The 17,766-nt window shown below is 71.6% G+C and carries 13 protein-coding genes and 1 pseudogene; 4 read left to right on the forward strand and 10 right to left on the reverse strand.

Annotation, left to right across the window (positions count from 1 at the left end; all coding sequences use genetic code 11):
* Positions 1-15: 15 nt before the first annotated feature.
* On the forward strand, positions 16-2,502 hold the full coding sequence (locus tag OG432_RS16135) for an MFS transporter (RefSeq protein ID WP_328311626.1): 2,487 nt from the start codon (positions 16-18) through the stop codon (positions 2,500-2,502).
* A 175-nt stretch (positions 2,503-2,677) separates the two neighbouring features.
* The gene (locus tag OG432_RS16140; protein ID WP_328311627.1) at positions 2,678-3,496 is read left to right on the forward strand and encodes a YceI family protein; all 819 of its coding nucleotides are present in this window, start codon (positions 2,678-2,680) and stop codon (positions 3,494-3,496) included.
* 267 nt (positions 3,497-3,763) lie between these two features.
* Here the strand turns inward: OG432_RS16140 and OG432_RS16145 are convergent, their stop codons facing one another.
* Both OG432_RS16145 and OG432_RS16150 read right to left on the reverse strand, forming a co-directional pair.
* Entirely contained in the window at positions 3,764-4,540 is a 777-nt protein-coding gene (locus tag OG432_RS16145; RefSeq protein ID WP_328311628.1) for a TetR/AcrR family transcriptional regulator, read from the reverse strand.
* Between the two features lie 90 nt (positions 4,541-4,630).
* Positions 4,631-6,145, reverse strand: coding sequence for an MFS transporter (locus OG432_RS16150; protein ID WP_328311629.1), 1,515 nt, complete (start codon positions 6,143-6,145; stop codon positions 4,631-4,633).
* A 171-nt stretch (positions 6,146-6,316) separates the two neighbouring features.
* Here OG432_RS16150 and OG432_RS16155 point away from each other — a divergent pair, with 171 nt between their 5' ends.
* Positions 6,317-7,180, forward strand: a complete 864-nt coding sequence (locus OG432_RS16155) for an endonuclease/exonuclease/phosphatase family protein (protein WP_328311630.1) — start codon at positions 6,317-6,319, stop codon at positions 7,178-7,180.
* A gap of 37 nt (positions 7,181-7,217) precedes the next feature.
* On the opposite strand, the gene OG432_RS16160 is transcribed toward OG432_RS16155, so the two are convergent.
* From OG432_RS16160 to OG432_RS16195, 8 genes are all read right to left on the reverse strand, one after another.
* The gene (locus OG432_RS16160; protein ID WP_328311631.1) at positions 7,218-9,443 is read right to left on the reverse strand and encodes a glycosyltransferase family 39 protein; all 2,226 of its coding nucleotides are present in this window, start codon (positions 9,441-9,443) and stop codon (positions 7,218-7,220) included.
* Entirely contained in the window at positions 9,440-10,696 is a 1,257-nt protein-coding gene (locus OG432_RS16165) for a glycosyltransferase (RefSeq protein ID WP_328315127.1), read from the reverse strand. The genes OG432_RS16160 and OG432_RS16165 overlap by 4 nt, the downstream gene beginning before the upstream one ends.
* Positions 10,697-10,827: 131 nt before the next feature.
* Positions 10,828-12,699 (reverse strand): HAMP domain-containing sensor histidine kinase, encoded by a 1,872-nt coding sequence (locus tag OG432_RS16170; RefSeq protein WP_328311632.1) that lies wholly within the window; start codon positions 12,697-12,699, stop codon positions 10,828-10,830.
* Between the two features lie 7 nt (positions 12,700-12,706).
* Complete coding sequence (locus tag OG432_RS16175; RefSeq protein WP_328311633.1) at positions 12,707-13,447, reverse strand: response regulator transcription factor; 741 nt, start codon at positions 13,445-13,447, stop codon at positions 12,707-12,709.
* A gap of 108 nt (positions 13,448-13,555) precedes the next feature.
* Positions 13,556-14,539, reverse strand: a complete 984-nt coding sequence (locus tag OG432_RS16180; protein WP_443058395.1) for an amidohydrolase family protein — start codon at positions 14,537-14,539, stop codon at positions 13,556-13,558.
* Positions 14,496-14,840 (reverse strand): antibiotic biosynthesis monooxygenase family protein, encoded by a 345-nt coding sequence (locus OG432_RS16185; protein WP_328311635.1) that lies wholly within the window; start codon positions 14,838-14,840, stop codon positions 14,496-14,498. The genes OG432_RS16180 and OG432_RS16185 overlap by 44 nt, the downstream gene beginning before the upstream one ends.
* Before the next feature lie 169 nt (positions 14,841-15,009).
* On the reverse strand, positions 15,010-15,933 hold the full coding sequence (locus tag OG432_RS16190) for a DUF2797 domain-containing protein (RefSeq protein WP_328311636.1): 924 nt from the start codon (positions 15,931-15,933) through the stop codon (positions 15,010-15,012).
* A 372-nt stretch (positions 15,934-16,305) separates the two neighbouring features.
* A complete protein-coding gene (locus OG432_RS16195) occupies positions 16,306-17,199 on the reverse strand; it encodes a hypothetical protein (protein WP_328311637.1) in 894 nt (297 codons plus the stop codon).
* A 24-nt stretch (positions 17,200-17,223) separates the two neighbouring features.
* On the opposite strand from OG432_RS16195, the pseudogene OG432_RS16200 reads away from it, so the two are divergent.
* Positions 17,224-17,620: pseudogene (locus tag OG432_RS16200) on the forward strand (site-specific integrase); the annotation flags it as partial.
* Positions 17,621-17,766: the final 146 nt, after the last annotated feature.

The following is a 17,766-nucleotide window of genomic DNA, read 5'->3' on the forward strand; positions in this document are numbered from 1 at the left end:
AGGACAAGGAATTTCATGGCTACGACCACACCAGCCGGTGTGCGGGGCGGCCACGCCAAGCACGGAGGGCACGCGCCGTCCGAGAGTGGCGCGCCGATGACACACCGGCAGATCATGGAGGCGCTGTCCGGACTGCTCCTCGGCATGTTCGTCGCGATCCTGTCGTCGACGATCGTCTCCAACGCACTGCCGCACATCATCAACGACCTGGGCGGCGGCCAGTCCGCGTACACCTGGGTCGTGACGGCCTCGCTGCTCGCGATGACCGCGACCACCCCGCTGTGGGGCAAGCTCTCGGACCTGTTCAGCAAGAAGCTGCTCGTTCAGATAGCCCTGGTCATCTACGTGTCCGGCTCGATCGTGGCCGGTCTGTCGCAGAGCTCGGGCATGCTCATCGCCTGCCGCGTGTTCCAGGGCATCGGCGTCGGCGGTCTCTCCGCGCTCGCCCAGATCATCATGGCCGCCATGATCTCGCCGCGTGAGCGCGGCCGTTACAGCGGCTACCTCGGCGCCACGTTCGCGGTCGCGACGGTCGGCGGACCCCTTCTCGGCGGCCTGATCACCGACACCAGCTGGCTCGGCTGGCGCTGGTGCTTCTACGTCGGTGTGCCGTTCGCGGTCATCGCCCTCGTCGTGCTGCAGAAGACCCTGAAGCTCCCCGTCGTGAAGCGGGACGTCAAGGTCGACTGGACCGGCGCGTTCCTGATCAGCGCGGCCGTCTCGCTGCTCCTGGTCTGGGTGACCTTCGCGGGCAACAAGTACGACTGGATCTCGGGACAGACGTACGCGATGGTCGGCGGCTCGATCCTGCTCGGCGCGCTGTTCGTGTTCACCGAGTCGAAGGCCAGCGAGCCGATCATCCCGCTGCGCCTCTTCCGCAACCGCACCATCACCCTCGCCTCGCTCGCCTCGCTCTTCGTGGGTGTCGCGATGTTCGCCGGCACGGTCTTCTTCTCGCAGTACTTCCAGCTGGCGCGCGGCAAGACGCCGACGATGTCCGGTGTCATGACGATCCCGATGATCGGCGGACTCTTCATCGCGTCCACCGTCTCGGGACAGGTCATCACCAAGACGGGCAAGTGGAAGGCGTGGCTGGTCAGCGGCGGTGTGCTGGTGACGGCGGGCCTCGGTCTGCTCGGCACGATGCGCTACGACACCCCGTACTGGCACCTCGCGATCTACATGGCGCTGATGGGCCTCGGCATCGGCATGATGATGCAGAACCTGGTCCTGTGCACCCAGAACCAGGTCTCCCCCGCCGACCTCGGCTCCGCCTCCTCCGTCGTCGTCTTCTTCCGCTCCCTCGGTGGTGCGGTCGGCGTCTCGGCGCTCGGCGCGGTCATGGCCAACCGGGTCACCCACTACGTCACCGACGGCCTCACCGCGCTCGGCCCGCAGGGCGCCGCGGCGGCCAAGAGCGGCAGCGGCGGATCCGGGGCCATCCCGGACCTGGCCACGCTGCCCGCCCCGATCCGTACCGTCATCGAGAGCGCGTACGGACACGGAGTCGGCGACGTGTTCCTGTACGCGGCGCCGTGCGCGCTGCTCGCCTTCCTGATCACCCTCTTCATCAAGGAGATCCCGTTGCGTACCCGTGCGGTGGGCGGCGCCGACTCCGAGGGGGCGCCCGGCGCCGCCCCGGCCCCGGCAGCCACCCCGGTTCCCGCCCAGGCGGCGGCGGTCGAGGCCCCCGTGGCCCGGACGGTGGCCGCCCCGGTCGCCGCGGGCACCTTCGACGGCGTCCCGGTGCGCGGCACGGTCCGCGGTGCCGAGGGAGCGCCCGTCGCCTCCGCGGCCGTCACACTGATCTCGCTCGGCGGCAGCCAGCTCGGCCGCGCCGTGGCGGGCCCCGACGGCGGGTACCTGCTCGCCGCGCCGGGCGCCGGCAGCTACGTCCTGATCGCCGCGGCCGACGGTTTCCAGCCGCAGGCCTCGACCATCGTCGTGGGCACCGAGGCGCTCGCGTACGACATCCTCCTGTCCGGCACGAGCGGCCTGACCGGCGCGGTGAAGGCGGCCGAGGGCGGAGCGCCCGTCGAGGGCGCGATGGTCATCGTGACCGATGTGCGCGGCGACCTGCTCGCCACCGGGAAGTCGGGCGCCGCGGGCGAGTTCACCTTCGGGGAGCTCGTTCCCGGGCAGGTCACCGTCGCGGTCAACGCGGACGGCTTCCGCCCGCTCGCGCTGCCGGTGGAGATCTCCGGACACGGCGTGACCCGCATCGAGGCCGCGCTCCAGTCCGGCGCGCTGGTCCAGGGCACGGTACGCGGCGGCGCGGACCGGCGGCCGCTGGCCGACGCCCGGGTCACCCTGCTCGACGCCGCGGGCAACGTGGTCGCCGGCGCGACGACGGGCGACGACGGCGCGTACGCCTTCGCCGACCTGAACTCCGGCGAGTACACGCTGATCGCGACCGGCTACCCGCCGGTGGCCGGTTCCCTGACCGTGGCCGGCCGCGGAGTCGACGGCCACGACATCGAACTCGCCCACCCGGGCGAGTAGTCGGGGCACCCCCGAACCCCCGGGCGCGGCCCCGCTTCGAGCGGAGGCGGGATCGCGCCCGGCGTGGAAATGGGCCCCGGGGAAGGGGCGGCGGGCAGGGGACGGCCTGCCGTCCCGCCCCCGGGGCCCGGCCTTTTGCACTTGGCCTTTTTTGCACTTGAGGAGAGAAAACGGGATGGGACTGCGGGCACAGGTACGCACGCGCGACGGCTGGGCGATCTCGCACGCCGTGGTGACGATGACCGACATGACGGGCACGCAGGTGCTGCGCGCCACCGCGGCGGAGGACGGTTCGGTGTCGGCGGACGTGGCCCTCACGCCCGGTCCGTACACGGTGATCGTGACGGCCGTCGGCTACGCGCCGGCCGCCTCCACGGCGCTGGTGACGGCGAGCGGGCGGGCCGCGGTCGGCACGGTGGTGCTGGCCCGGCAGGGCGGCGTGGAGCTGCCGCCGCCGGGGCCCTGGACGATCGACCCGGCGCATTCGTCGGTCGGCGCGGTGGCCCAGCACCTGGGGATTTCCAGTGTGCACGGGCGGTTCGGGGAGTTCGGCGGGCGCATCGAGATCGCGGAGGACCTGGAGAAGTCGCGGGTCGAGGCGGTCATCGGGGCGGCGTCCATCGACACGGGCAACGCGATGCGGGACGGGCACTTGAAGTCCGCGGACTTCCTCGACGTCGAGCGGTTCCCGCAGATCACCTACCGCAGCACCGGGCTGGCCCCGGCCGGGCCGGACCGCTGGACGGTACGGGGTGAGCTGTCGCTGCACGGCGTGGTCCGCGAGGTCGACCTCGACCTGTCGTACCTCGGTACGGGCCCGGATCCGTGGGGCGGGGTGCGGGCGGCGTACCGGGCCACGGCGGAGCTTCGCCGTGAGGACTTCGCGATGAACTACAACCAGGTGGTGCAGGCGGGGATCTCGGCGATCGGCACGACGCTGCGGGTCGAGCTGGACATCCAGACCGTCCAGGGCGAAGCCCTCCCCCAGCCCTGACCCCGGGGGCCGGGGCCCCGCCCTCGTGCACGGCCCGTGCGCGCTTGCCCGCGCGGTTCCCCGCGCCCCTGAAACCCGCTTTCGTGTGCGGACCGTGCCCGCGTCCCGCGCAGTTCCCCGCGCCCCTTGGCTACTCGGTGCCGGCCGGCATGGACATCCTCAGCCCGTCATGGGGGTCCCCCCTGGCCCTTGAGGCTTGGGGGAGTTTGAGGGCGAGCGCCCTCAAGGCGCGATACGGGGCCCGGGGCGGAGCCCCAGGAGGGCGGGTCAGGGGGTGCTCAGGGATTCGATGCCGGCGATCAGCAAGGACAGCGCGAAATCGAAGTCCCGCTGCCTCATGTCCTGCACCGTCTCCCCACCCCGCGCCTCCATCAACGACGCCGCGTCCGCGAACTGGTCCCGGTACTCCGGCTGAGCGGCCAACGCCCCCATCGCCTCCGCGAAGAACTCGTCCTGCGTACGCCCCGCATCCGCACACCGCTTCACGAACGTCCCCTCGATCGTGCCGAACCCGTACACGAACTGGAACACGGCCGCGAGCCCGCCCATCTGCCCGTGCGCGGGCAGCCCCGTGCGGGACACGATGCGCTGGGCCGTGCGCGAGAACGCCATCGAGTGCGGGCCGATGTTGAGGTAGCGGCCGATCAGCGCCGACGCCCAGGAATGCCGGACGAAGATCGCTCGGTAGCCCACCACCACCGTGCGAAGCTGATCGCGCCAGTCGGCCGACTCGTCGTCCATGGCGGGCAGTTCGATCTCCGCGAACACCGCGTCGAGGGCGAGTTCGAGGAGGTCGTCCTTGTTGTCGACGTACCAGTACAGGGACATCGCGGTGACCCCGAGCTCGGCCGCCAGGCGTCGCATGGAGAACTTGACGGCGCCCTCGGCGTCGAGCAGCCGTACGGCCTCGGCGGTGATCCGGTCCCGGTCGAGCGCGGGCCCGCCCTCGGCCGTCTCCGCACGCCGTACCCGGCGGCCCGCCTTGCTGCCGAGCCACACGCTGGTACGCGCCGCGTCCTTCGTACGGTCCGCCGCCGACACCATCGCTGCCCTCCTCGGTCCTCGGGTCCCGCCGGCCCACCGGCCGGCCTCTCAGGTCATGTCCGGAATCCGGGGCTCCCACCCCTGACGATGCTATGCCGCGGGAGCCGCCCCGGCGGGCGCGGGCACGGATCGTTCCGCCCGGTGCAGCAGGACCGCCGCGAGCAGTCCGCCCGCGAGCACCGCGACCGCGCCGACCAACTGGCTGGTCTCCAGTCCTGAGGCGAACGCGTCGGCGATCCGGCCCCGCTCGGCGTCGCCTCCCGCGGCGGCCAGGGCCGCGGGCAGCGAAGCCGCGGCGACCGGCACCAGCGCCGCGAACCGCGCGTTGAGCACTGCGCCGAGGACCGCGACGCCGAGCCCGTTGCCGAACTCCCCGAGCGTTCCGTTGACGCCCGCGCCGACGCCCGCCTTCTCCGGCGGGATCGCGCTCATGATGGCGTTGGCCATGGCCGGCATGGACAGGGCGATGCCCGCGCCCATCACGACGAGGCCGAGCAGCGTGCCGCCGTAGCTGTGCCCGCCGAGCAGCGCGATCGCGGCGAGCCCGGCCGCGACGGCGGTCATGCCGATCGCGATGGCGCGCGGGGTGCCGGCCTTGGTGACCAGCTTGGCGCCGACGCCCACCATGTTGAGCACGATCACGCTGAGCGCGAGCGGCGCCGTACGAAGACCCGCCTCCAACGGACCGTATCCGAGGACGAATTGGAGGTGCTGGGTGAGCAGGAAGAGCGAACCGCCCATGCCGAAGGCCACCAGGATCGACCCGGCGACCGCGCCGACGAACTTCTGGTCGCGGAAGAAGTGCATGTCCAGCATCGGATGCTCGACGGTCAGCTCCCAGCGCGCGAACGCCGCGAGGAAGACGAGGCCGACGGCGGCCGGGACGAGCACCTGGCCCGAGAGCCAGCCGTGGCCCGGTCCGGAGATGATCGCGTAGACGACGCCGGTCATGCCGATGGTGGAGAGCAGCGCGCCCAGCAGGTCGGGCCGGTCTCCCTGCGGGTTCTTGGATTCCGGTACGAGGGTGACCACGGCGATCAGGCCGAGCACCGCCACCGGGATGTTGACCAGGAAGATGGCGCCCCACCAGAAGTGGTCGAGCATGACGCCGCCGATGAGGGGACCGGCCGCGAAGCCGAGCGAGTTGACGGTGGCCCAGATGCCGATGGCCTTCACGCGGGACTCGGCGTCGAAGATCTGCACGACGACGGCGAGCGTGGTGGTCATGAGCAGCGCCCCGCCGATGCCCATGCCCGCGCGGGCCGCGATGAGCTGTCCCGCGTTCTGCGCGAAGCCGGCGGCCAGCGAGCCGATCCCGAAGAGCGCGAGTCCCACTGCGAGCATCTTCTTGCGTCCGTAGCGGTCGGACGCGCTGCCCGCGGTGAGCAGAAGGCCGGACTGGACCAGCGAGTACGCGTTGATCATCCACTGGATGTCCGCGGTGGACGCGCCGAGCGAGGTGGTGAGCGAGGGGATGGCGACGTTGAGGACGGTGTTGTCGAGCAGGACGGTGAGCTGGGCCAGGCAGATGACGCCGAGGATCAGCCAGCGCTGGGGATGCTGCCCGGTGGGTGCGGTCGGTTTCTCGGCTGTCGATGCGGTCATGGTGGTCCCCCGGCTTCCTGAACGGAGCTTCCTATACGGCGTATGGCGTTGATGCCGCTGTACACCGTAAGGCAGCTCTTCTACGCCGTAAAGTCCATTACGGTGACCAGCGCGGACAGGCGCCGAGTGAAGGGGACGCGCATGGCGAGGCTTTCAAGGCTCCACGGTCATATGACTCAACTCACCCTTGCAACCGCTTTGTTGGGTCTCGCGTTCGCGCCGGCCGCACACGCCGCCCCGAACGCACCGAGCCCCGGCAACGCGTCGAGCGCCGCGAGCGCCCCGTACCGGGTACCGCTGCGCGTGGCGACGTACAACATCCACGCGGGCGCCGGGATGGACGACGTCTTCGACCTGGACCGCCAGGCCGCGGCGCTGCGCGCCCTGCATGCCGACGTGATCGGACTCGAAGAGGTCGACGTGCACTGGGGGGCGCGCAGCCAGAACCGGGACGTGGCGACGGAGCTCGCGGCGCGGCTCGGCATGCACGTCTCGTTCGCGCCGATATACAGCCTCGACCCCGCTCAACCGGGCGGCCCCCGGCGCGAGTTCGGGGTGGCGGTGCTGTCCCGGTACGCGATCCTGGGCTCCGGGAACCACGAGATCACCCGGCTCTCCACCCAGGTGCCGGACCCCGTGCCGGCTCCCGCGCCCGGCTTCGGCGAGGTGCGGCTGCGGGTGCGCGGGGTGCCGGTCCACGTGTACGTCACCCACCTCGACTACCGGGGCGACCCTTCGGTGCGGGTGGCGCAGGTCGCCGACACCCGCCGGATCATGAACGCCGACCGGGGCGCCCGCACGATCCTGCTCGGCGACTTCAATGCCGTACCGACCGCCCCTGAACTGGCCCCACTGTGGCGGGAGTTGAGCGACGCCGATTCTGGGTCCAACAGTTTCCCGGCCGATGTGCCGGACCGTCGGATCGACTACGTGGCCGTGGAGAGGGGCGCGGTGTCGGTGCGCGACGCGGCGGTGGCCGAGACGCTCGCCTCGGACCACCGCCCCGTGGTCGCCGACCTGCTGCTGCGCCGGTGAGGGCCGCGGGCTCGAACGCCGCGCGGACCGGCGGCGGTCAGCCGACGGGTGAGGTCAGGTCGTAGAAGGTGGCGGTGCCCACCGTCACCTTCTTGAAGGCCGACTCCACCCAGCTGCTGATGGCGCTGCCGCCGGACCGTCCCCCGCCGCCCATCAGGCCCCCGCCGCTCGCGACGAAGTAGTGGATCCTCCCGTCGGCGACGTACTTCTTGAACTGGGCCAGGGTCGGCGAGGGATCGCTGCCGTTGAAGCCGCCGATCGCCATCACCGGTTTCTGGGTGGCGAGTTGGTAGCTCGCGGCGTTCTGCGAGCCGATGGCGGCCGCGGCCCAGGTGTACCGGTCCGCGTCGTCCTTCAGAAGTGCCTGGGCCTGCGCGCCGACCTTGGCGCCGTCGAGCAGCCCGCCCATGCCGCCGCCCGCGGCCCCCGTGCCGCCGCGCCCACCGGCGCCCGTGCCGGGACCGCCCTGCGTTCCGCCGGCGGCCCGGCCGGGGACACCCGGGGGCTGCCCCGTACCGCCACCTGGCACGCCCTGCCCCTGGCCCTGACCTTGTCCCTGGCCCGTCCCGCGCCCGGTCTGCCCGCCGGCTTGCCCCGTGCCCGGAGCGCCGCCGAACCGCATGCCGCCGCCTGCGCCACGGCCGCCGCCGGGACCTCCCCCGGGGCCGCCACCCATGCTCGCGCCCGCGGGTCCCGCCGTGACGATCGAGCCGGTGTGGCCGCTGTCCAGCGTGCTCACCGTGTACGCGGCGGGGCCCGCGAGGGACGCGACGAGCCCGGCCCCCGCGACGCCGAGCGCCACCCCGCGGTTCAGCCGGCCCGCGAGCGCGAGGCCCACCGCCGCCACCAGGCCGCACACCAGGACCGCCCAGCGCAGCCAGGGCACGTAGTCCGGGGTGCGCGCGAGCAGCACGTACGACCACAGGGACGTGGCCGCGACGGTCGCCGCGAGCCCGAGCGCCGCCCCCACGCGCGACCGCTCCTCCCACAGGACCGTCACGCCCATGCCGACGAGCGCCGCGATGTAGGGGGCCAGGGCCACCGTGTAGTACTGGTGGAAGATCCCCGCCATGAAGCTGAAGATCGCGCACGTCATCAGGAGCGCCCCGCCCCAGGCGAGGAACGCGGCCCGCGCGGTGTCGGTGCGCCGGGCCTTCCAGGTGACGACGAGGCCCGCGACCAGCAGGAGCAGGGCCGCGGGGAGCAGCCAGGAGATCTGGGCGCCGATCTCCGAGTCGAACATGCGGCCAATGCCGGTCGCGCCCCATCCGCCACCGCCCCCGCCGCCCCCCGGGCGCATGCCCGCCGGCAGGTCCGCACCCGCGGGGAGGCCCATGCCGCCGGGCCGTGCGGCTCCGCCGCCGACACTGCCGGTCTCGTCGCCGCTGAGGCGGCCCAGACCGTTGTAGCCGAAGGTGAGTTCCAGGAAGGAGTTGTGCTGCGAGCCGCCGATGTAGGGGCGCGACGAGGCGGGCCACAGCTCGACGGCGGCCACCCACCATCCGCCGGATACCACCAACACGCCTGTTGCCAGGGCGAGTTGACCGATGCGGCGACGTACGGAGGTGGGGGCGCACACCCCGTAGAGGAGAGCGAGCGGCGGCAGGATCAGGAAGGCCTGGAGGGTCTTGGTCAGGAACGCGAAACCGATCGCGACCCCGGCCCACACCAGCCACTTGGTCCGGGCACCCTCCAGGGCGCGCAGCACGCAGTAGACGGTGACCGTCATCAGGAGCGCGAGCAGCGCGTCCGGGTTGTTGAAGCGGAACATCAGCGCCGCCACCGGGGTCAGGGCCAGCACCGCGCCGGAGATCAGCCCGGCGGCCGGGCTGAACCGGCGCCGCACCGCCGCGTACAGGACGGCGACCGTGCCCACCCCCATCAGGACCTCGGGCAGCAGGATCTGCCAGGAGCCGAGGCCGAAGAGGCGTACCGACAGGGCCATCGGCCACAGCGCGGCCGGGGGCTTGTCCACGGTGATCGCGTTGGCGGCGTCGAGCGAGCCGAAGAAGAACGCCTTCCAGCTCTGGCTGCCCGCCTGAACGGCCGCCGAGTAGAAGGAGTTGGCGTATCCGGAGGCGCTCAGGTTCCACAGGTAGGCGGCGAGGGCGACGGCGAGCAGCGCGAACAGTGCGGGCCGCGCCCAGGCGGGGTCCTCGGGGCGGCCGCGCCACAGCCGGCCCGGCACGGACCGGTGCTGCCCGGCGCCGTCGGCCCCCTCGTGCGGGTCGGCCTGGCCGGCCTGGGAGGTGGTCGTGGTCATCGTGCGTCGCCCTTCGGTTCGGCGGGGTGGATCGGGGTGCGGTCGGGGAAGACCCAGGCGCGGAACAGCAGGAAGCGCAGGACGGTCGCCGCGAGGTTCGCCGCGACGAGGACGGCCACCTCGGTGGAGTGCGCGGCGCCGGCGTGGGCCGCGCCGAGGGCCGCGAGCGAGCCGCTGGTCAGCGCGAGCCCGATGGCGAACACCGCGAGTCCCTGCGCCTGGTGACGCACGGCACGGTCGCGGCCCCGCACCCCGAACGTGAGCCGCCGGTTGGCCGCGGTGTTCGCCACCGTCGACACCAACAGAGCCGAAGCGTTGGCGAGTTGGGGCCCGGCCACGGTGCGCGAGAGCGCGTACAGGGCGAGGTAGAGGAGGGTGGAGAGCGCCCCCACCACACAGAACCCCACGAGCTGGCGGGCCAGGCCGCCCGGCACGCCGGGGAGCTGGCGGTCGCGGGGGTCGTCGCCGAACGGCCGGGAGAGCCGGTCCAGCGGCAGTGCCCCCACCGCGAGCGCCCGCCCGACCCGCCACACCCCCAAGAAGTCGTCCTTGGCGGTGCTGACGATGTGCACGGTGCTCGCGGGATCGTCGACCCAGTCCACCGGCACCTCGTGGATGCGAAGCCCCGCCCGCTCGGCCAGCACCAGCATCTCGGTGTCGAAGAACCACCCGGTGTCCTCGACCATCGGCAGCAGCCGCTGGGCGACGTCGCGCCGGATCGCCTTGAACCCGCACTGCGCGTCGGAGAACCGCGCCGAGAGCGAACCGCGCAGGATCAGGTTGTACGCGCGCGAGATGAACTCCCGCTTGGCGCCGCGCACCACCCGCGACGAGCGGGCGAGCCGGGAGCCGATGGCGAGGTCCGAATGACCGGAGATGAGCGGCGCGACCAGCGGGAGCAGGGCGTTGAGGTCGGTCGACAGATCCACGTCCATGTAGGCGAGCACCGGCGCGTCGGACGCCGACCACACCGTGCGCAGCGCCCGCCCGCGCCCCTTCTCCTCCAGCCGGAAGGCCCGCACCTCGGGGATCTCGCGCGCAAGTCTCGCCGAAATCAAGGGAGTCGAGTCGGTGCTCGCGTTGTCCGCCACGGTGATCCGGAACCCGTACGGGAAGGTCCCCGCGAGGTGCTCGTGCAGCCGCCGCACACACCGCTCCAGGTCCTGCTCCTCGTTGTGGACGGGCACCGTCACGTCGAGCACGGGCGTGCCGGCCGGCTGGACGGGCAGGTGGCGGCGGGCCGGGAGGGTCATCGGATGCGCCGGGCTCACCGCATGCGGCGCGGTCGTGGCGCTCGTGGCAGAAGGGTCGGTTCGCATACGACGACCCTCGCGAGGGCCGCTGTCACACCTGTGTGGTCAGCCTGTGCCGGGGCTGTGAGATGTCACTTGGCCAGGGGGAGCGGGGCCGGCTCGGGGAGTGCACCGTGCGCGGGGAGGGGGCCGGTGGGAGCGGCGGTAGCGGAGGAGGTGGCGGCCGCGGTGGTGGTGGTCGTGGCGGCTGCGGTGGTGGTGGTCGTGGCGGCCGCGGTGGTGGTGGTCGTGGCGGCCGCGGTGGTGGTGGTCGTGGCGGCCGCGGTGGTGGTGGTCGTGGCGGCCGCGGTGGTGGTGGTCGTGGCGGCCGCGGTGGTGGTGGCGGCCGCGGTGGTGGTGGCGGCCGCGGTGGTGGTGGCGGCCGCGGTGGTGGCGGTGACGACGGCCGGCAGGAGGACGGCGAACACCGTCCGTCCGGGGGCGCTGCGCACGCTCACCCGGCCGCCGTGCGCGGCGACGACGGCCTGCACGATGGCGAGCCCGAGCCCGGTGGAGCCGGCGTTGCGGGAGCGGGACGCGTCACCGCGCGCGAACCGTTCGAAGACGTGCGGAAGGAGTCCGTCCGGGATCCCGGGCCCGGTGTCCTCGATCTCGACGAGGACCCACCTTCCGCGCGGCTCGACCCGGGCGGTCACCGTCGTACCGGGCGGGGTGTGCGTACGGGCATTGGCGAGCAGATTGACGAACACCTGCTGGAGCCGCTCGTGGTCGCCGCGCACCGCGACGGGCTCCGACGGCAGTTCGAGCCGCCAGGTATGGCCCTGACCCGCGGCATGCGCGTCGCCGACCACATCCACGACGAGCGAGGAGAGATCGGTGCTCTGGTACGAGAGCGGGCGTCCGGCGTCGAGGCGGGCGAGCAGCAGCAGGTCCTCGACGAGACCCGTCATACGGGCCGCCTCCGACTCGATGCGGCCCAGCGAATGCCGGGTATCGGGCCCGATGTCCTCGCGGCCGCGCCGGGTCAGCTCGGCGTAGCCGCGGATGGAGGCGAGCGGCGTCCTGAGCTCGTGGCTGGCGTCGGCGACGAACTGCCGCACCCGCGTCTCGCTCTCCTGCCGCGCGCTGAGCGCCTCGTGCACATGGTCGAGCATCCGGTTGAGCGCGGCGCCCACCTGCCCGACCTCGGTCCGTGCGTCCGCCTCGGCGCCCGGCACGCGCTCGTACAGCGTCACCTCGCCGCTGTGCAGGGGGAGTTCGGAGACCCGGGTGGCGGTCGACGCGACCCGGCGCAACGGGCGCAGGGCCACCCCGACGATCGCCGCGCCGGCGATCCCCGCGGCCACGAGCCCGGCGGCGGTCACACAGATCACCACGATGATCAGGGTGCTCACGGTGGAGTCCACGGCGTCGGTGGGGAAGCCGAGGACGAAGCCGCCGTCCTGGTCCCACACCGCCCGGTAGTCACCGAGACCGGGCACCGAAACGGAGTGCACTCGGCCGTCCTTGGCCACGCCGGCCAAGGCCCGGGTCTGCGCGGCGGAGAGCGCGGCGCTGCGGGCCTCGTTCTGGCGCTCGGGACGCACGGCCTGCGCGCCGGTGATCCGCCCGTCGGCGCCCGGCCCGGCCGCCACGGCGTGCAGCGGCTGGCCGGGCCGGGACACGACGAAGTCGATGCGGCCGGCGGTGGGGCCGGAGCCGGAGCCGGAGCCGTTGAGGACGCCGTTGCCGCCGAGGGTGCCGTTGCCGCCGTTGCCGCCGTTGCCGCCGAGGGTGCCGAGGGTGCCGTTTCCGGCGGCGGGGTCGGCGCCGGGCGATGCGTGACCGCCCATCCGCCCGGGTACGAGGGCGCCGGTCAGCTGGGCGTCCAGCTGACTCTGGAGGTTGGCGCCCATCGCGAGCACGGTCACCGTGCCGATGACGGCGCCCACCACCGCGAGCAGCGCCACCGCCGACACGACGAGCCGGGTGCGCAGCGACCAGGGCCGACGGAATCTCCCCACCTCGCCCCTACTCGCCCGGCTTGATCAGGTACCCCGCGCCGCGGCGCGTGTGGATCATCGGCGAGCGCCCGGCGTCGATCTTGCGCCGCAGATACGAGATATAGAGCTCCACCACATTGGCCTGGCCGCCGAAGTCGTAGGACCACACACGGTCGAGGATCTGCGCCTTGCTGAGCACCCGGCGCGGGTTGCGCATGAGGAAGCGGAGCAGTTCGAACTCGGTCGCGGTGAGGTGGATGTTGACCCCGCCCCGCGCGACGTCGTGGCTGTCCTCGTCGAGGGTGAGGTCGCCTACGGCCAGCACCGACTCGCTGCGCAGGGCGGCCGTGCCCGAGCGCCGTATCAGGCCGCGCAGCCGGGCCACGACCTCCTCCAGGCTGAACGGCTTGGTGACGTAGTCGTCGCCGCCCGCCGTGAGCCCGGCGATCCGGTCCTCGACGGAGTCCTTGGCGGTGAGGAACAGCACGGGCACGTCGGGGAGTTCGCGGCGCAGCCGGCCGAGCACGGCGAGCCCGTCCATGTCGGGCAGCATGATGTCGAGGACCACGGCGTCGGGCCGGAACTCGCGGGCGTCACGCACCGCTGCGGCCCCGTCGCCGGCGCTGCGCACCTCCCAGCCTTCGTAGCGCAGCGCCATGGAGAGGAGCTCGCTGAGCGGCGCCTCGTCGTCCACGACGAGCACGCGGACGGGGCTCCCGTCCGGCCTGAGCATTTCGGTCCGCCCCTGGGGCGAGGAGGTAACGGTCATGGGCCTCACCCTGTGAGGGGGCCGTGAGAACAGCCTTGCCCGTTCCTGTGATTTCCCTGAGAAAGTCCCCGCTGGGCCCGGGGGGCGGGCTTCGGCCGGGGCCGGGCCTCAGCTGGGACCGGGCCCGCGTCCGCGTCCGGGTCCGGTCCCGGCCAGGGCGAAGAGCCGGGCCGCGTTGTCGTGACAGACGGCCCGCAGCCAGTCGTCGCCGAGGCCCAGCCCTTCCAGGGCGTCCAGCTGATGAACGTACGGGTACGGGATGTTCGGGAAATCCGTGCCCAGCAGAATCCGGTCACCCAGATCCAGCAGTCGGCCCCGCTCCCGCACGGGAAACGGCGCGCTCCGCTCGCTGAAGTCCGTGAAGGCCATCGTCGTGTCGAACATGAGGGAGCGGTACGTCCCCGCGAGGTCGAGGAAGTCGGCGTACTCCGGCATCCCCATGTGCGCGACGATCAGCCGCAGCCGGGGGTGGCGGGCGAGCACCCGGCCGACCGGGCCGGGCCCGGTGTACTTTCCGGGCGCGGGCCCGGACCCGCAGTGGATGACGACGGGCGTGCCGGACTCCGCGAGGACGCCCCAGACGGGATCGAGCAGCGGGTCGGCCGGATCGTAACCACCCACCTGCACATGGGACTTGAACACACGTGCTCCCGCGCCGAGGGCCTCGCGCACATGGCTCTCGACACCGGGCTCGGGAAAGAACGTGGCGGTGTGCAGACAGTCCGGGGTCCGGGCGGCGAACCCCACGGCCCACTCGTTGAGCCACCGCGCCATGCCGGCCTTGTGCGGATAGAGCATCGAGGTGAACGCGCGCACCCCGAACTCCTCCCGCAGCAGCCGCACCCGTTCCGCCTCGTCCTCGCGATAGGTGATGGGCCACTCGACCCCGCCCACCAGCTCACCGGCGGAGTCGAAGTACTCCCACACCTTCTTGAGCACCCGCTCGGGCATGAAATGCGTATGCACATCGACGAGTCCGGGCAGCCCGAGCCGCCCCCAGAAGGCGCGGACGCGGGCGCTGTTGAGGGAGCCGAGAGGATCCTCCACGTCAGCCGCGCTCAAAGCCGTAACTGCGTTCGACCTTGGCGACATGGACGCTGTAGCTCTCGTACCACTGCTCCCGGCCACGCCGCTGGGCCTGCCGGTGGGCGGTGCGTCCGCGCCAGTCATTGATGGCTTCCACGTCCCGGAAGTACCCGACCGTGATGCCGAGGCCGCCCGGGTTGCGGGCGCTCTCGTGCCCGAGGTACCCCGGAATGTCCCGCACCAGCTCGTCCATCTCGTCGGCGGCCTCCCCGTATCCGCGGTCGCCCTCGGTGCGCAGGGAGGTGAAGACCACGGCGTAGTAAGGCGGTTCGAGCCCCGAGATCGGCCCCTGTACGTGATCGCTCATCCCCCCACCCTCGTGCGCGACCGTCCGCACTGTCCAGATCATTTACCGGAAGGGATCGGGAGGGGTGGGGGCCTGGGGAGCGCCCGGGTGGCGGTCAGGGGTGGCCGGGTGGCGGTCAGGGGTGGTGGCCGGGGTGATGGTCGGGGGTGGCGCCCCGGGGTGGGGCCGGTCAGAACAACTGGTCCTGAACCCCGCCCGGCCGAGGCACCGCGCGCACGGGAACGGTCACCCCAAGACCCGCGCCGCTCCCCTCACTGCCCTCACCGCCCTCGCTCCCCTCGCTCCCCAGACCCGCGCCGACCGCCGTGAGACCCCATCCGGTCATGAGCCGGGTGTCGAGCACCACGATCCCCGCGCCGGCCACCTCCAGGTGCAGATCGGGCCCGGCGGCCGCGACCACCCGGCCCCCGACCACCCCGCCGTCCACCAGCTCCACGACGACGCCGGAGGCCGGCACGAGCCGGGCGAGCCCGAACGCCTCCGCGTGGTCCACGACTTCGCCGTCCAGCCGCTCCAGCGACTCGGGCCATCCGGGCAGGGCGACGGCCCGCGCATGCAGCTCCGCCACCCCGGCCGCGCGCTCGGCCATGCCGGGGAGCGCGGCCCGCACCGCCCGCTTCTCGGCGTACGCGATTCGGTCGGGCACCCCGAGCGCGGCCCTGAGCAGCTCCTCGCAGCGCCGGGCCGCCATCAACGGCCCGCGCCCGAGCCAGCCGAAGGCCACCGCCCCCTGTTCGAGCAGCCGGGCCGAGCCCCGCTCCTCCGCGGTGATCCCGACCTTGACCATGCCGCTCCCGAACCAGGCCAGGTAGACGCGGTAGGTACGCGGATCGTCCAGGTGGGTGTCGGCGGCCACGGAGTGCGCCCGGTCGAGCCGCGCGCACTCCCCGCACCGCGCCTGCGTGCTGCGCCCGGACACCGGCGCGGCCACCGGACAGGGATTCCCCCGGGCCCCCACACACCGCCGCGGCCCCACGACCCGGAACGCGATACCCCGCCCGAACCCCAGCGCGCTCTCCCGGCCCTCCCCCCACCCGAGCCGAGCCCCGCCCGCTCCCCACCGAACCCCGGAACACCGCCACACTCCAGCCACACCCCCGAAGCTACCGGTCCCCACTGACAGCGCCGCGGCTCCCGTGACCGCGATCGCCCACCACGGCGGCGCCTGTCGTGGGTCACAGCCGTTCGTCCGGGCGCTGCGGCCGCAGCCGCAGCCGCTCCCGTGCGTCCGCTCCGGCGATCCAACGCGAAAAGGCCCGGGATGATTTCCCGGGCCCTTTGAGCGGCCGTGCACTCGGCAGGATTCGAACCTGCAACCTTCTAGAAGTGCACTGGCCGGCGCCTCACTCGCCAGTATCGCAGCAATTCCTCATGATGGCAGGCCGCCCTGCTCCCACAATCAAGCGTGAGTGCCCCCACTTGGGCACACGTAGCCTCTTGGATTCTGAGCGGCGAACCCCCGAGCTCAAATCGGAAATTCTTCCTGATACGTCGCCGAGGTTTGCTGATGCTGATCTGGTTGCCGAGGGATCTCAGCCGCTGCCGCTGTAGAAAATTGCAAGACATCGGTAGCTGCGGACCCCGGAAGAGTCCAGTAGCCGTGATGCACGCACTCCCTCAGCGCGAACCAGATCCGAACTTTCTCAACACTCGTGTCCAACAACATCCGGAACTGCCGGGTACCGCCATCCGCCCCCAAGTAATCGGCACCAAAACTCTTGGCGACTTTCTTACCTCTCTGCGCCTTGGAAAAAATTTCCGGTCGCGTTTGGGACACCAGGGATGAACTGAGAAGCATCCAGGGGATTTCTTCGAGGCTGTACGTAATAAACGCACCTGCCCTGCTGGCCCTCAGCACGACAATTCTTTCGTAATCCGAGAGACGGGGGATGACCAATTCGCGCACGTTGCGGGCACAATCTTCAGCCGTCAAACTATCCCTAATCCAAAGGGCCTCAGTAAATTTCTCCACCTTCACTTGATTCTTACTCATAGAATCGCCAGTTTCCGTCTTCAAGGACCACGTGTAACCACCTCCCTCTACATCAAATTTCGCCTGCTTCTGGTTTGGGTTAAGCCTTGCATCGGCGTCTCCGGAAGCGATCAGGCATTGCTTGAATATATACTCAAAGTTCTCCTTGTTCAGAGCCCGTTCATGTAGTGCGTGATGAGCTACCAGAAAGAGAGCCATCTCTTCGCGGAATGCATCGCCTACGAGCTCGGTGGTGTTTCCGGGTCGAAAATCGACCTTTCGATGCATGTTGCGAACGACAGATTCAACGGCTGCAAGTTGGCGCGCCTCCAAGCCATCAAGTCTCGAAATGATGCGGTTCCGAATTGCCTTAAGATCAACGCCCATAGCGAGATGTTACTGAAGCGGAGTAACACCGAGGACTCCGACGACTTCTTGCCCCTGCCCGCACTCTGCTTGAAGGCGCTGCGGAGGCGTCGCGCTCAGCAGGCCGGCGACCGCAGGGCCATCGGGGACGGGTGCGTGGCAGGACGATCGCGGATTGATCTTCACGACGACGTACGGAACGCCGATTGAACCGGGGAACCTCACCCGGGCGTTCGCCCTGCGGGCTCGGCGCGCCGGCCTCCGTACGACCCCGCTCCGGAACACCCGGCACGCGTGCAGCTCGCTCCTGGTCGCGCTCAAGGTGCACCCGAAGGTCGCGCAACGCATCCTGCGGCATTCGCGGATCGCCGTGACGATCGAGGTCTACGCGGAAGCGAGCGAGGCGGACGTCCGCAAGGCGCTCGGCAAGCTCTCCGCCGCGACGCGACGGGCAGTGTGGGCCGACAGCAGTGCGGGCGGTTGCTGTACTTCACTGCTGTACGACCCAACGCAAGAGGCCCCGGACGCGATGTCCGGGGCCTCTCACCTGTGTGCACTCGGCAGGATTCGAACCTGCAACCTTCTGAT

Origin of the sequence: Streptomyces sp. NBC_00442, from assembly GCF_036014195.1 — a bacterium.
Classification (GTDB): Bacteria; Actinomycetota; Actinomycetes; order Streptomycetales; family Streptomycetaceae; genus Streptomyces.